The organism is Elioraea sp. (assembly GCF_022842375.1).
Taxonomy (GTDB): domain Bacteria; phylum Pseudomonadota; class Alphaproteobacteria; order Acetobacterales; family Acetobacteraceae; genus Elioraea_A.
The window spans coordinates 108,554-122,196 of record NZ_JALHPR010000013.1; the positions used below are offsets into that span (position 1 = coordinate 108,554).

Genomic DNA, 13,643 nt, shown 5'->3' on the forward strand with positions numbered 1-13,643 from the left:
AACGAGACCGGTTGCGGGCCGGGCTGTGCCGGGCGCAGGCTCGCCGGAATGCCCGACTCGGCCCCATATCCGCACCCGCTCGCCCCCTATGCCGTGCCGCCTGGCCGCACGCGCGGCCGCCTCGTGCCCGAACCGGAAAGCGAGGGCAGGGGCCCGTTCCAGCGTGATCGTGACCGCATCGTGCATTCCACCGCCTTCCGGCGGCTGAAGCACAAGACGCAGGTCTTTGTCGTTCATGAGGGCGACCATTACCGCACGCGGCTGACGCATTCGCTCGAAGTGGCGCAGATCGCACGCTCCGTCGCACGGCGCCTCAGTCTGAACGAGGACCTCGCGGAGGCCTTGGCACTCGCCCACGATCTCGGCCACCCGCCCTTCGGCCATGCGGGCGAGGAGGCGCTGAATGCCGCCATGGCCGGGTTCGGCGGGTTCGACCACAATGCCCAAGCGCTGAAGGTCGTCACCCTGCTCGAACGCCGCTACGGCGCGTTCGACGGGCTGAACCTGGCGTGGGAGACGCTCGAGGGGCTCGCCAAGCACAACGGGCCGGTGACCGACCCGCCGCCCTATGTGGCAGCGTTCGCGGCGCGGTTCGACCTCGACCTCGCGGGCCATGCCTCCGCCGAGGCGCAGGTCGCCGCACTCGCCGACGACGTCGCCTACACCAACCACGACCTCGATGACGGGCTTCGCGCCGGCCTGTTCACGCTGGCCGATCTCCGCCACCTGCCGCTGGTGGGCGAGGCGATTGGCGAGGCGGAGAGGGCCTATCCGGGCCTTGGCGCCGACCGCCTGCACCATGAGACGATCCGCCGTCTCATCAACCGCATGGTGGCCGATCTTGTCGCCGAGAGCGCCCGGCGCCTCGATGCGGCGGCCCCGGCGAGTGCGGAGGCGATCCGCCGGCTCGGCGCCCCCGTGGTCGCCTTCTCGGCCGCCGGGGCCGCCGCCAATGCCACGATCAAGGCCTTCCTGTTCGCGCGCATGTACCGGCATTTCCGCGTCAACCGGATGACATCGAAGGCCAAGCGGGTGGTGCGGGAGCTGTTCGCGGGCCTGCTCGCCGAGCCGAACTGCCTGCCGACGGAGTGGCAGGAGGAGGCCGGCGCGCCCGGCGATGCGCGCACCGCGTCCCTGGTGTGCGACTACATCGCCGGCATGACGGACCGATTCGCGCTTGACGAGCACCGGCGGCTGTTCGACCTCAGCGCGACGACAACAGCCTGAGAGCCCGCTCTGACTGCGCCGGCGATACAGAGCGCCGCATCACCGGAGTTCCGATGAACATCTTCTCCCAGTTCCGCGATGTCGTGCGCGAGGCCGTCGGCCGCCTGGTTCCCGATGCCCCGCCCGCTCTGATCGCCGCCCTCGGCGTCGAGCCGCCGCGCGACGCGAGCCATGGGGACATCGCCACCAATGCCGCTATGGTGCTCGCCAAGCCGCTCAAGCTTAACCCGCGGGCCTTCGGCGAACAGCTTGCCGCCGCACTCGCCGAACACCCCGACGTGGCGCGCGCAGCCGTGGCGGGGCCGGGCTTCGTCAACATCGCGCTCAAGCCCGCCTTCCTGCGCGCCAGGCTCGCCGACATCCTGCACGCGGGCACCGACTATGGCACCAGCACGGTCGGCGCGAACGAGCCGGTGAATGTCGAATACGTCTCGGCCAACCCGACGGGGCCGATGCATATCGGCCATTGCCGCGGTGCGGTGGTGGGCGATGCGCTCGCGGGCCTTCTCGCCAAGGCAGGCTTCGCGGTGACGCGCGAATACTATGTGAACGATGCGGGCGCGCAGGTGCACGCTCTCGCCTGGGCTGCCTACTGGCGCTACCTCCAGGCGATCGGGTCGCCGGTCATGGATGAGGCGTTCGAGGCGCGCGTGCCCGGCGGGTTGCAGTACAAGGGCGAGTATCTCGTCCCCGTCGGGCAGATGCTGGCCGACCGGCACGGCCTCTCGCTCGCCGCCGGTGGCGCGATGCCGGCCGATCCTTCCGTCTGGCTGGAGGCCGTGCGCACCGAGACGGTGGCGGCGATGATGGAGGCGATCCGCGAGGATCTCGCGGCACTCGGCGTGCGGCACGACGTGTTCGTTTCCGAGGCCGCGCTGATCGCCGCCGAGCGCGTGCAGGAGACGCTGCGCCTGCTCGAGGGCAAGGGGCAGATCTACACGGGCGTGCTCGAGCCGCCGAAGGGCCAGAAGCCGGACGACTGGGAACCCCGGCCGCAGACGCTGTTCCGCTCCACTGCCTTCGGCGACGACATCGACCGCCCGCTGCGGAAAAGCGACGGCAGCTTCACCTATTTTGCCAACGACATCGGCAACCACGCCGACAAGCTCGCGCGCGGCTATCGCCGCATCGTGCAGGTGTGGGGGGCCGATCACGGCGGCTACGTGAAGCGCATGGCCGCGGCCGTGAAGGCGCTCGACGAGGGCGCCTCGTTCCAGGTGCTGCTCTGCCAGATCGTGCACCTGCTGAAGGGCGGCGAGCCGATGCGCATGTCCAAGCGCGCGGGAACGTTCGTGACGCTGCGCGACCTGATCGACGAGGTTGGGCGCGACGTGGTGCGCTTCATCATGCTGACGCGCCGCTCCGATGCGCAGATGGAGTTCGACCTCGACCGCGTGCGCGAGCAGACGAAGGACAACCCCGTCTTCTACGTGCAGTACGCGCATGCGCGCTGCCGTTCGGTGCTTCGCCATGCAGGCGAACAGTTCGACGTGCACCCAGCGTCATTGGCGAAGGCGTCTCTCGATGTGCTGGAGGACGAGGCGGAGCTCACGCTGGTCCGCGCGCTGATCGCCTGGCCGCGCGTGATTGAGCAGGCCGCACTCGCCTGTGAACCGCACCGACTCGCATTCCACCTGTATGATGTTGCCGCGGCGTTCCACGCGTTGTGGAACAGGGGGCGCGACGAGACGGAGCTTCGCTTCATCCAGGCCGATGCGCCGGAGGCAACGAAGGCGCGTCTCGCACTGGTGCAGGCGACGGCAACCGTCATCGCATCGGGCCTCCTGACCATGGGTGTGACGCCGGCCGAGGAAATGCGGTGACGGAACGAGGAGGGCTCGTTCCATCGCCGTGATGAAAGGCGCGTTGGTCAAGGACGCGTTGTTCAAGGTTTGGGGTGCGATGAACGGCGGCAACCTCGATATTCCCGATGCCAATGGCTGGGCGAAAAGCCCCGCCCGCGTGGTGGCTGACCCTGCCTGGCGGCGGAAGGAAAAGAAGCGCTTCCGCTGGGCGGCATGGCTGGTCGGGCTGGCCGCCGTGTCGCTGATCGGTGCCGGCGTGATGTTGATGCTCGGGCACGAGCCGCGCAGCCCGGCCGAGGCGCCGCTGATCACGGCCGACCCGTCGCCCGTCCGCGTCCGGCCCGATGATCCTGGCGGGTTGCGCGTGCCCAATCTCGACAAGACCGTCTATGACCAGCTCGGCCGCGCCAATGCCCCGCGCCTGAACGAGACGGGTGGTGGTCGCGTCGAAAGCCTGCTGCCGCCGCCGGAAGCGCCGCGCCCGGTTCCAGCGCCGCCTCCCGCGCTGCCGGCACAGCCCGCAGCGTTGACCGAGGGGCCGAGCCAGCAGCAACTTGCACGCGAGCCGGAGCAGCCAGCCCCCCCGCTCGCGGCGCAGCAGTCAGCCCGCATCACGCCCCCGCCGCCGCCAGCGGCGACACCGCCGGCCGCGGCAGCACCCCCGGCCGCGGCAGCACCGCCGGCACAACCGCCGCCAACAGCCCCTCAGGCAGCGGCGACACCAGCACCCGTGCCTGCCGGCAACGGGCGCGTCCAGGTGCAGCTCGCCGCCGTGCCGACCGAGCAGGCCGCCAACGCCGAGTGGCTACGCCTGCAGCGGCGCATGCCGGACCTTCTCGGCAACCAACGCCTCGTCGTCAGCCGTGGCGATCGCGAGGGCCAGCCCTTCTTCCGCATCCGCACCGGCGCCTTCGCCGACAATGCCGCGGCGCGCTCCTTCTGCGACCAGGTGAAGGCGCGTGGGGGCTCCTGTTTCGTCGCGCCCCAGGGATGATAGGGATGATGCAGTGAGGGCTGAAGGCGTGGCAACGGCAACCGCGCCGCGCGCGGCGATCATCGGCGTCGCGGGCCATGAGCTTACCGCGTCCGAGGAGAAGCTCTTCGCGAGGCACAAGCCGCTTGGGCTGATCCTGTTCGCGCGCAACATCGCGACACCCGCCCAGGTGTTCGACCTCACCGCCGCCTTCCGCCGTGCCGTGGGGCGCGAGGATGCGCCCGTGCTGATCGACCAGGAAGGCGGGCGCGTCGCCAGGCTGCGCGCGCCGCATTGGCGCCACCCGCCCGCCGCCGCCGTCTTCGTCCGCCTCGCCGCTGCCGATCCCGCGGCGGCACGCCGCGCCGCCTTCCTCAACGCGAGGCTGATGGCCGACGATCTCACCGCCATCGGCATCGATGTCGATTGTGCCCCGGTGCTCGACCTTCCCGTCCCCGGCGCGCACGACGTGATCGGCGATCGCGCGCATGGCGATACGCCGCGGATGGCGTCCAGCCTCGGCCGCGCCGTCGCCCGGGGGCTGCTTGCCGGTGGCGTCGTCCCCGTGATGAAGCACATCCCCGGCCATGGTCGGGCCTTGGCCGATACGCACCACGCGCTTGCGGTCGTTGACGCAACGCTCGCGCAGCTTCTCGCGCGCGACGCAAAGCCGTTCGCAGCGCTTGCCGAGACCTGCCCGTGGGCGATGACGGCGCATATCGTCTACACGGCGCTCGATGCCGAACGCCCCGCCACGCTGTCGCCTGCCGCCATCCGCTTCATCCGCCGGCAGCTCGGGTTTTCCGGCGTGATCGTCAGCGATGATCTCTCGATGAAGGCGCTCGCGGGCGAGCCTGGCGTACTGGCTGCCGCTGCGATCGCGGCAGGGTGCGACATCGCGCTCGAGTGCCCGGGCGACCTTGCGCGGACGGAGGCGGTGCTCCGCGCCGTTCCCACACTCACGCCCGTCGCGTCGCGGCGCCTCAAGGCGGGGGCCAAGGCAGCGAAGGCGGCATCGCGGCGGCTCGACCGCCCGCGCGCCGAGGCTGCGCTGGCCGCCCTGGTCGGATGAGCGAGACCTTCCTCACCAATCTTCTCTGGGGCTTCCTGATCATCGCTCCGGGCGCGGTCATCGCGATCGTGCTGCACGAGGTGGCGCACGGCTGGGCCGCCAATGCGCTCGGCGATCCGACGGCGCGGCTGCAGGGGCGGCTGTCGCTGAACCCGATCCGCCACGCCGACCCGGTGGGCACGGTGGCGCTGCCGCTGATCCTGTTCGCCGCGCAGATGCTGACGATCGGGCGCGTGGAGATGCTGTTCGGCTGGGCCAAGCCCGTGCCGGTGGATACACGCTATTTCCGCAACCCGCGCGTCGGCATGGCCTGGGTCGCGGCGGCGGGGCCTGCCATCAACCTCGTGCTGGCCTTCCTGTTCGCGCTGTCTGGCCATGCCGTCGACGAACTGCCGGGCGTGGTCGGCGCCTATGCGGCAGAGCTGATCGTCTTCGCGGTGCAGATCAACCTGCTGCTGATGCTGTTCAACCTGCTTCCCGTGCCGCCGCTCGATGGCGGGCGCATCCTCGTCGGCATCCTGCCCCTGCCGGCGGCCCGCATCGTCGCGCGGCTCGAGGGGGCGGGGCTGGCGCTGATCCTGGTCGGGTTCTTCCTGGTTCCCGCCGCCCTCCGCCAGGCCGGGATCGCGGCCGATCCGCTCGGCACGCTGCTCTGGCCGCCGCTGGTCTGGTTCAGGCGTCTGGTGTTCACGGCTGCCGGGTTCTAGAGAAGGGCGCATGACAGACCCGGTGCCCTTCGCGGAGGACGCCCCCCGCGCGCCTGGCCTGGTGGGCGGTCCTGACCCCATGACCCCTGATCAGATGACGGGCCTCGCCGTCGCGGTCGAGGGGTTCGAGGGGCCGCTCGACCTGCTGCTGGCGCTCGCGCGCGACCAGAAGGTCGACCTCGCCCGCATCTCGGTGCTGGCGCTGGCGGAGCAGTATCTCGCCTGGATCGCCGCTGCCCGTGCGCTCGACCTCGATCTGGCAGCCGACATGCTGGTGATGGCTGCCTGGCTCGCCTACCTCAAGTCGCGCCTGCTGATCCCGCCAGCCGAGCGGCCGACGGATGAGCCTTCGCCCGAGGCCGCCGCCGAGGCGTTGGCGTTCCAGCTTCGCCGGCTCGAGGCGATGCGCGAGGTCGGCGCGATGCTGATGGGCCGGTTCCGCCTCGGCCTCGATGTCTGGGCCCGCGGGGCGCCGGAGGCGACGATCGAGCGCGTGCAGGGCGGCGTCAGGCTCTCGATGAGCGAGCTGATCGCGGCCTACGCCGCTGCCCGGCGACGCTCCCTCGGCAAGCGCACCTATACCCCGCCGCCGCTCGACCTCCTCTCGGTCGAGGACGCGATCGCCAGGCTGAACCGGCTGATCGGCGGCATCCCTGGCTGGTCGACGCTCGCACAGTTCCTGCCCGAGGGGCTCGCGCCCGGCCTGCCGACGCGGGCGGCGATGGCCGCGATGCTGATTGCCGGCCTCGAGATGGCGAAGTCGGGCAACGTCGATCTGCGCCAGGAAAAGGCCTTCGGGCCCATCTATGTGAAGCCTGCGGCGCAGCTTCCTTCGAGCGAACCATGAACGAACAGACAGAACACCTTGAACCTGCTCCAGAAGAGCTGCCGTTGCCGGAGCCTGCCGTGCAGCCCGAGCATCTGCGGCTTGCCGAGGCGCTGCTGTTCGCCGCCGCCGAGCCGGTGACGGAGAAGGCGCTTGCCACCCTGCTGCCCGAAGGTGTTCCGGCTGCCGCCGTTCTCGCGTCCCTTGGCGAGGCCCTGGCGGGGCGTGGGGTCGAGGTCGTCGCGGTCGCCGGCGGCTGGCAGCTCCGCACCGCGCCTGACCTCGCGCCGCTGCTCCGCCGCCGCTTCGAGGTGCCGAGGCGCCTCTCGCGCGCGGCGGTCGAGGCGCTGGCCATCGTCGCCTACCACCAGCCAGTGACGCGCGCCGAGATCGAGGACATCCGCGGCGTCGCGCTGAGCCAGGGCACGCTCGACACGCTGGTCGAGGCTGGTTTCGTCGAGCCGAAGGGCAGGCGCGAGACGCCGGGGCGCCCGGCCATCTGGGGAACGACCGACCAGTTCCTGGCCCATTTCGGCCTTGCCGACCTGAAGGCACTGCCGAAGCTCGATGAGCTGAAGGCGGCCGGCCTGCTCGAGCCGCTGCCCATGCAGGCGGTCCTGCCGGCGGCGAGCGAGGAACCCGCACCGCCAGGTGGCGTGGCGGAGGCAGAGGAGCAGGCTGCCGCGCCGCTGTCGCCGGATGGCGACGAGGCTGATCGCGGCTGATGGCGCTTCGCCTCGAGGACATCCACCACAGCTTCGGCGCGGCGGAGGTGCTGAAAGGCATCTCCCTCGCGGTCGCCCCGGGGGAGATCGTCTGCCTGCTCGGGCCATCTGGCGATGGCAAGACGACGCTGCTGCGCATCGCCGCGGGCCTGACGCCGGTGCAGCGGGGCAGGGTGGTGATCGGCGGCCGCCTGGTGGCGGAGCCTGGCCGCGAGGTGCCGCCGGAGGAACGCGGCGTCGGCCTGTTGTTCCAGGACTTCGCCCTGTTCCCGCATCTCTCGGTGCTCGACAACGTCGCGTTCGGTTTGACCACGCTGAAGGGTGCCGCGCGGCGCGAGCGGTCGATGGCGATGCTGTGCCGCGTCGGGATGGAGGCCTATGCGGGGGCTATGCCGCACACGCTGTCCGGTGGGCAGCAGCAGCGCGTGGCGCTGGCCCGCGCGCTCGCGCCACGGCCCAAGGTGCTGCTGCTCGACGAGCCCTTCTCCGGCCTCGACGCCCGCCTGCGCGACCGTGTGCGCGACGACACGCTGCACGTGCTGCAGGACGAAGGCATCGCCGTGCTCATGGTCACGCACGACGCCGAGGAAGCGATGTTCATGGCCGACCGCATGGCCATCCTCCACCGCGGCGTGATCGCGCAGGAAGGCCCGCCGGCCGAGATCTACCTTCACCCCGCCACGCCCTTCGTCGCGGCCTTCCTGGGCGAGGTGAATCGGCTGGCCGGGCAGGTGCGGCTCGGCATGGTCGCCACCCCGTTCGGCCCCGTGCCCGCAGGCGGCAGGGCCGAGGGGGAACGTGTGTCGGTGCTGATCCGCCCAGAGGCAATCAGGCTGATGCCAGAGGCGGAGGGTGAGCCCTGCCACGCCCGCGCGCGGGTTGATGCGGCACGGCTGCTGGGGCGTACCTCGATGGTCCACCTGACCGTGCAGGAGGGGGGCGAGGAAGTGCACGTCCACGCCCGCATCCCGGGCGAGTATCTTCCCGCGCGCGACGCCGTGGTGGCCGTGGCACTCGACCCCACGCGTGCCTATGTGTTCCCCGAGGGCGAGGCGGCCTGATGGGTGGCGCACCTGCGTTGCTGGAGGGAGGGCACTCTGCCAATATCCCGCCCGCCGCGTCGCGTGGGCGGCAAGGAAACGGGGGCAGGATCAGGGCATGAGCATCGGCGTATGGCAGATCGCGCTGCTTGGCGTCGTAGTCCTGTTGCTGTTCGGCAGCCGCAAGCTTCCGGCGCTTGGCGCCGACCTCGCCAACGGCATCAAGGATTTCCGGAAGGTCGTGGGGGCGCAGTTCGCAACCAAGCCTGCGGTGGGCGAGGATGCGCCGTTCGAAGATCCCAGCCAGGCTGCAGCGAGCCGGCCTTCCGCCGCGCCGGTTGATCGCCGCTAACAGGGGCATCGCCGGCCCTCAGCCGGCGGCCGAGAGAGACGCATGTTCGATTTGGCCTGGTCCGAAATCGCGCTGATCCTGCTCATCGCCCTCGTGGTGATCGGGCCGAAGGAACTGCCCAATGCCGTGCGCGGCATCGCCGACTTCATTCGCAAGGCGCGCCGGATGGCGGGCGAGTTCCAGGTGCATGTCGACGAGATGATGCGCGAGACCAAGCTCGACGAGGTCAAGAAGCAGATCGACGAGGTCCGCAGCGGCATCTACGACATGAAGCGCGATGTCGAACGCTCGGTCGACGAGAACGGCATCCGCGATGCGTTCAAGGACCCGTTCAACGAGACAGCGACGAGCACGACGACCAGCACAATGACGCCGGCCTCGGCCACCACGGCCCCGGCAGAAGCCGCCTCCGGGCCCGCGCCACCCCAACCGGCGCCGCCAGCGCCGCCGCCGCCTTTGGCCAAGGGGCCGCCCGCCTTCGTTCCACCCACCGTCGCCGCGCCGCAAGCCGCCGTGGCATCACCGCGCGACAGCGCCTGAGCGGGACCGATGCCACCGGAAGAGGATATCATCGACGACAAGCCGATGCCGCTGCTCGAGCATCTGCTCGAGCTGCGCACCAGGCTGCTGCTCGCCTTCGGCGGCTTCATCGTCTCCTTCATCGTCTGCTACATCTTCTCGAAGCAGATCTACGGCTTCCTCGCCGCCCCGCTGGCCAACATCCTGCAGGAGACGACGGGGGCCGAGCGGCGGATGATCTTCACCGCGCTCTACGAGGCGTTCTTCACCTACCTGAAGGTCGCCCTCTGGGGAGCGATGATGATCAGCTTCCCCTGGTGGGCGACGCAGCTCTGGCTGTTCATCGCCCCCGGCCTCTACCGCAGCGAGAAGCGCGCGGTGGCGCCGTTCCTCATCGCCACGCCCTTCTTCTTCGCCGCTGGCGCTGCGTTCTGCTACTACTTCGTCATTCCGGCGGCGTGGCGGTTCTTCCTGTCGTTCGAGAGTCCCGCCGGCCCGGGCGAACTGCCGATCCAGCTCGAGGCGAAGGTCAACGAGTACCTCTCGCTCGTGATGCGGCTGCTGTTCGCCTTCGGCTTCGCCTTCCTCATGCCCGTCGGCCTCGTGCTGATGTGCCGCGTTGGTATCATCACGCCTGAGGGGATGGCGGCGAAGCGGCGCTACGCCATCGTCGGCATGTTCGTGGTCGCTGCCATCATCACCCCGCCTGACGTGATCAGCCAGGTCGGGCTCGCGCTGCCGCTCATCCTGCTCTACGAGGCCTCGATCATCGTGGCGAAGCTGCTGCGCAAGCGCGACCAGGCGAACGCCGCCCCCAGTTGAAGCGGAACATCCGAGATGCATGACATCAGACGCATCCGCGAGGACGCGGCCGGATTCGACCGGTCCCTCGCGCGCCGCGGCGCCGCCCCCGCGGCCGACGCACTTCTCGACCTCGACCAGCGCCGCCGTGCCAGCCTGACGGCGTTCGAGCAGATGCAGTCGGCGCGCAACGCGCTGTCCAAGCGGATCGGCCAGGCCAAGGGCAAGGGGGAGGATGCCTCCGTCCTGCTCGAGGAAGCCTCCGCCATGGGCAACGCGATCGCGCGCGAGGAGGCGGAGGCCGCACGCCTGGGTGCTGCGCTCGACGAGGCTCTCGCCGCGCTGCCGAACACGCTCGATGCCACCGTTCCCGATGGCGCGTCGGAGGCTGACAACGTCGAGCTCCGCCGCTGGGGAACGCCGCGCGACTTCCCCTGGCAGCCGCTCCAGCATTTCGAGATCGGCGAGCGGCATGGGTGGATGGATGTCGAGGCAGCGGGCCGCATGGCCGGCGCCCGCTTCACGGTGCTGAAAGGCCCGCTGGCGCGGCTCGAACGCGCCCTCGGCCAGTTCATGCTCGACCGCCACACGGGCCCGGAGCCAGAGGGGGGCGGCTACACCGAGGTGTCGCCGCCGCTGCTGGTGCGCGAGGCCGCGCTGTTCGGCACCAACCAACTGCCGAAGTTCGCCGAGGACCAGTTCCGCACCACCGACGGGCGGTGGCTGATCCCGACGGCCGAGGTGCCGCTGACCAACCTCGTGCGCGAGAGCGTTCTCGACGAGGCCGCGCTGCCGATGCGCGTCACCGCGCTCACCCCCTGCTTCCGCTCGGAGGCAGGTGCGGCGGGGCGCGACACACGCGGCATGCTGCGCCAGCACCAGTTCATGAAGGTGGAGCTTGTCTCCATCACGCGGCCGGAGGACAGCGACGACGAGCATGCGCGCATGACGGCGTGTGCCGAGGCGGTGCTGCAGGCGCTCGAGATTCCCTACCGCGTGGTCGATCTCTGCGGCGCGGATGTCGGCTTCGGCGCCGCGCGCACTTTTGACATTGAGGCGTGGCTCCCGGGGCAGGGGGCGTATCGCGAGATCAGCTCCTGCTCTAACTGCCGCGATTTCCAGGCACGGCGGATGGATGCGCGCTGCCGTGCCGCTGGGCAGAAGGGCACGCGCTTCGTGCACACGCTCAACGGCTCCGGCGTCGCGGTCGGCCGTGCGCTGATCGCCGTGCTCGAGAACCACCAGCAGGAGGACGGCTCCGTCGCCATCCCCGCGCGGCTGCGTCCCTACATGGGCGGGCTCGCGCGCATCGGCGCGCCATGAGCGCCGATGCCCTGGCTTCGGCGCGCATCCTCGTCACCAACGATGACGGCATCGGCGCACCCGGCATCCGCGTGCTGGAGAAGATCGCGCGCGGGCTCTCGCGCGATGTGTGGGTGGTGGCGCCGGAGACTCAGCAATCGGCGGTCAGCCACTCGCTGACGATCCGCCGCCCGCTCAGGCTCTCGACGCTCGGGCCCAAGCGCTTCGCGGTCGATGGCACGCCGACCGACTGCGTGCTGATCGGCGTGCACGAGGTGCTGAAGGGCCGCGCGCCCGATCTCGTCCTGTCAGGCATCAACATGGGTGCGAACCTCGGCGAGGACATCGGCTACTCGGGCACCGTGGCGGCGGCGATGGAGGCGTGCCTGCTCGGCCTGCGCGCCGTCGCCTTCTCGCTCGACCTGCCGCGTAACGGAACGGTCCCGAAACAGCCGCGATGGGAGACCTGCGCGCATTTCGCTCCCCGCATCATCCGCACGCTCGCCGGCCTCTCCTGGCCGGAGGCGACGTTGATGAACGTCAACGTCCCCGACCTCGCGGTCGAGGCCGTCACCGGCATCCGCGTCGCCCACCAGGGCCGGCGGAAGGACGGGCTCCGCCTCGAGAAGCGGGCCGACCCCGAGGGCCGCCCCTACTGGTGGATCCTCGACTATACGAAGGAGGAGGTGCAGCCCCGCGGCTCCGACCTCTCGGCGATCAACGCGGGCGCGATCGCGGTGACGCCCGTGACGATCGACGTGACGGCGAAGGGCTTCCTGCCCGACCTCGTCGCCGCCTTCGCCTGACGCGCGGCGGGACATGCCAACCGACGCGAGCCGCATCCGCCTGATCCTGGAGCTCAGGCGCGCTGGCATCGTCGATGCCACGGTTCTGGCTGCGATCGAGAGCGTGCCGCGCGAGCGCTTCATCCCCGAAACGTTCCAGGACCAGGCGTGGGAGGACATCGCACTGCCGATCGGCCTCGGGCAGACGATCAGCCAGCCGCGCGTGGTGGCGATGATGACCGAGGCACTCTGCGTCACGAAGCGCCACCGCGTGCTCGAGATCGGCACGGGCTCCGGCTACCAGGCAGCGGTGCTCGCCCATCTCTGCCGGCGCCTCTACACGATCGAGCGCCACCCGGCCCTGCTCGCCCGCGCGGAGGAGATCCTGAAGGCGCTCGGCTTCACCAACATCGTCACGCGCGCCGGCGACGGCATGGCAGGCTGGCCGGAGCTCGCGCCGTTCGATCGCATCCTGGTCACCGCCGCGCCAAGGACGCCGCCGCAGGCGCTGCTCGACCAGCTCTCGCCGGCAGGCGGGATCATGGTGATCCCGATGGGAGAGACGGCGGACAGCCAGCATCTCTGGCGCATCACCCGCACCGGCGGCGCGTTCGCGCGCGAGAAACTCGCCGCCGTGCGCTTCGTGCCGCTGCTGCCTGGCCTTGCCGACGACAGCAAGGGTGACGATGGCAGCTGGGGGAACGGCAGCAGGGGCGGGGCTCCGCGCTGACGCTGCCGGGTGCGGCGCGGATGCAACACTGATCGGACCATGTGAGGGCCACGGCGTTGCCGTCATTGCGCCCCGAGTCGCTGCCACCGTATGAGCGATACGGCATGCAGCGCTCGCACGGCACCCCTCGGCACGCCCGCCACGCCAGCCCCAGGCACCTCTGCGCTGGCCTCCTGGCGCTGGCGCTCCTGTCCGCCTGCGCCGAACGTGCGCCGCCGCCCTCCCTTGGCCCGACCAGTGCCGAGCCCGTCACGGTGATCGTCCAGCGCGGCGACACGCTCCTGGCGATCGCGCGCCGCCACAATGTCGGGCTCCAGCCCCTCGCCTCGGTGAACGGGCTTGCACCGCCCTACCGCATCAGGCCTGGCCAGGTGCTGCATGTTCCCGGCGCCGTCGCGGTGCTGCCGCCGGCCGCAACGGTTGCTGCCGGCGGATCGGCCCTCGGCAGCCCGGGGCGCGGGCCTGCGGCCCAGGCAGCACTGGCACCAACGGCGCCGTCGGCGGCATCGAGCCGCACCGTGACGGCAGAGGCGCTGCCGCCACCACCCGCAGCCCCACAGCCTGCCGGCACGCCGGCAGACCGCACCCCAGAACCACAGCGCGCCCCCGAGGCACAGCGCACCCCAGAGGCACAGCGCGCGCCCGAGGCACAGCGCACCGCCGGGCCGCAGCGCGTGGCCGAGGGTGGGCCAGGCGCCGAGCCGCCGATCCGTCCGACGGCCGAGCCTGCGGCGCGTCGCCTGCCGCCCGGCCGCTTCGCCTGGCCGGTGCGTGGCGAG

Annotated in this window: 15 protein-coding genes; all 15 read left to right on the plus strand. The window is 70.9% G+C overall.

Translation table 11 applies throughout. The annotated features are described in order from the left end of the window. The first annotated feature begins 48 nt into the window (after nucleotides 1–48). Nucleotides 49–1,227, plus strand: a complete 1,179-nt coding sequence (locus Q0C38_RS12885; RefSeq protein ID WP_291297505.1) for a deoxyguanosinetriphosphate triphosphohydrolase — start codon at nucleotides 49–51, stop codon at nucleotides 1,225–1,227. Nucleotides 1,228–1,280: 53 nt separating this feature from the next. Next, on the plus strand, nucleotides 1,281–3,050 hold the full coding sequence (gene argS / locus Q0C38_RS12890) for an arginine--tRNA ligase (protein WP_291297506.1): 1,770 nt from the start codon (nucleotides 1,281–1,283) through the stop codon (nucleotides 3,048–3,050). A gap of 31 nt (nucleotides 3,051–3,081) precedes the next feature. Continuing rightward, entirely contained in the window at nucleotides 3,082–4,026 is a 945-nt protein-coding gene (locus tag Q0C38_RS12895) for an SPOR domain-containing protein (protein ID WP_291297507.1), read from the plus strand. Between the two features lie 28 nt (nucleotides 4,027–4,054). Continuing rightward, a complete protein-coding gene (nagZ, locus tag Q0C38_RS12900) occupies nucleotides 4,055–5,077 on the plus strand; it encodes a beta-N-acetylhexosaminidase (protein WP_291297508.1) in 1,023 nt (340 codons plus the stop codon). Further along, nucleotides 5,074–5,784 (plus strand): site-2 protease family protein, encoded by a 711-nt coding sequence (locus tag Q0C38_RS12905; RefSeq protein ID WP_291297509.1) that lies wholly within the window; start codon nucleotides 5,074–5,076, stop codon nucleotides 5,782–5,784. The genes nagZ and Q0C38_RS12905 overlap by 4 nt, the downstream gene beginning before the upstream one ends. Before the next feature lie 79 nt (nucleotides 5,785–5,863). Further along, a complete protein-coding gene (locus tag Q0C38_RS12910; RefSeq protein ID WP_291297510.1) occupies nucleotides 5,864–6,631 on the plus strand; it encodes a ScpA family protein in 768 nt (255 codons plus the stop codon). A gap of 59 nt (nucleotides 6,632–6,690) precedes the next feature. Beyond that, a complete protein-coding gene (gene scpB, locus Q0C38_RS12915; RefSeq protein ID WP_291297511.1) occupies nucleotides 6,691–7,335 on the plus strand; it encodes an SMC-Scp complex subunit ScpB in 645 nt (214 codons plus the stop codon). Then, the gene (locus Q0C38_RS12920) at nucleotides 7,335–8,396 is read left to right on the plus strand and encodes an ABC transporter ATP-binding protein (protein WP_291297512.1); all 1,062 of its coding nucleotides are present in this window, start codon (nucleotides 7,335–7,337) and stop codon (nucleotides 8,394–8,396) included. Before scpB ends, Q0C38_RS12920 begins: the two co-directional genes overlap by 1 nt. Before the next feature lie 97 nt (nucleotides 8,397–8,493). Further along, a complete protein-coding gene (locus Q0C38_RS12925) occupies nucleotides 8,494–8,727 on the plus strand; it encodes a twin-arginine translocase TatA/TatE family subunit (RefSeq protein ID WP_291297513.1) in 234 nt (77 codons plus the stop codon). A 42-nt stretch (nucleotides 8,728–8,769) separates the two neighbouring features. Continuing rightward, a complete protein-coding gene (gene tatB, locus Q0C38_RS12930; RefSeq protein ID WP_291297514.1) occupies nucleotides 8,770–9,267 on the plus strand; it encodes a Sec-independent protein translocase protein TatB in 498 nt (165 codons plus the stop codon). Nucleotides 9,268–9,276: 9 nt separating this feature from the next. Further along, nucleotides 9,277–10,068 (plus strand): twin-arginine translocase subunit TatC, encoded by a 792-nt coding sequence (gene tatC / locus Q0C38_RS12935; protein ID WP_291297515.1) that lies wholly within the window; start codon nucleotides 9,277–9,279, stop codon nucleotides 10,066–10,068. Nucleotides 10,069–10,083: 15 nt separating this feature from the next. Next, complete coding sequence (gene serS, locus Q0C38_RS12940) at nucleotides 10,084–11,370, plus strand: serine--tRNA ligase (protein WP_291297516.1); 1,287 nt, start codon at nucleotides 10,084–10,086, stop codon at nucleotides 11,368–11,370. Continuing rightward, nucleotides 11,367–12,155, plus strand: a complete 789-nt coding sequence (gene surE / locus Q0C38_RS12945) for a 5'/3'-nucleotidase SurE (protein ID WP_291297517.1) — start codon at nucleotides 11,367–11,369, stop codon at nucleotides 12,153–12,155. Before serS ends, surE begins: the two co-directional genes overlap by 4 nt. 13 nt (nucleotides 12,156–12,168) lie before the next feature. Continuing rightward, entirely contained in the window at nucleotides 12,169–12,864 is a 696-nt protein-coding gene (locus Q0C38_RS12950) for a protein-L-isoaspartate(D-aspartate) O-methyltransferase (protein ID WP_291297518.1), read from the plus strand. A gap of 104 nt (nucleotides 12,865–12,968) precedes the next feature. Further along, a partial coding sequence (locus Q0C38_RS12955; RefSeq protein WP_291297519.1) for a LysM domain-containing protein occupies nucleotides 12,969–13,643 on the plus strand: 675 nt, incomplete at its 3' end.

What these genes read in the sequence shown, in the direction of transcription:
- Q0C38_RS12885 (WP_291297505.1), top strand. Translation starts at nt 49, where the DNA reads ATGCCCGACTCGGCCCCATATCCGCACCCGCTCGCCCCCTATGCCGTG.
- argS (WP_291297506.1), top strand. Translation starts at nt 1,281, where the DNA reads ATGAACATCTTCTCCCAGTTCCGCGATGTCGTGCGCGAGGCCGTCGGC.
- Q0C38_RS12895 (WP_291297507.1), top strand. Translation starts at nt 3,082, where the DNA reads ATGAAAGGCGCGTTGGTCAAGGACGCGTTGTTCAAGGTTTGGGGTGCG.
- Q0C38_RS12905 (WP_291297509.1), top strand. Translation starts at nt 5,074, where the DNA reads ATGAGCGAGACCTTCCTCACCAATCTTCTCTGGGGCTTCCTGATCATC.
- Q0C38_RS12910 (WP_291297510.1), top strand. Translation starts at nt 5,864, where the DNA reads ATGACCCCTGATCAGATGACGGGCCTCGCCGTCGCGGTCGAGGGGTTC.
- Q0C38_RS12920 (WP_291297512.1), top strand. Translation starts at nt 7,335, where the DNA reads ATGGCGCTTCGCCTCGAGGACATCCACCACAGCTTCGGCGCGGCGGAG.
- Q0C38_RS12925 (WP_291297513.1), top strand. Translation starts at nt 8,494, where the DNA reads ATGAGCATCGGCGTATGGCAGATCGCGCTGCTTGGCGTCGTAGTCCTG.
- tatB (WP_291297514.1), top strand. Translation starts at nt 8,770, where the DNA reads ATGTTCGATTTGGCCTGGTCCGAAATCGCGCTGATCCTGCTCATCGCC.
- tatC (WP_291297515.1), top strand. Translation starts at nt 9,277, where the DNA reads ATGCCACCGGAAGAGGATATCATCGACGACAAGCCGATGCCGCTGCTC.
- serS (WP_291297516.1), top strand. Translation starts at nt 10,084, where the DNA reads ATGCATGACATCAGACGCATCCGCGAGGACGCGGCCGGATTCGACCGG.
- surE (WP_291297517.1), top strand. Translation starts at nt 11,367, where the DNA reads ATGAGCGCCGATGCCCTGGCTTCGGCGCGCATCCTCGTCACCAACGAT.
- Q0C38_RS12950 (WP_291297518.1), top strand. Translation starts at nt 12,169, where the DNA reads ATGCCAACCGACGCGAGCCGCATCCGCCTGATCCTGGAGCTCAGGCGC.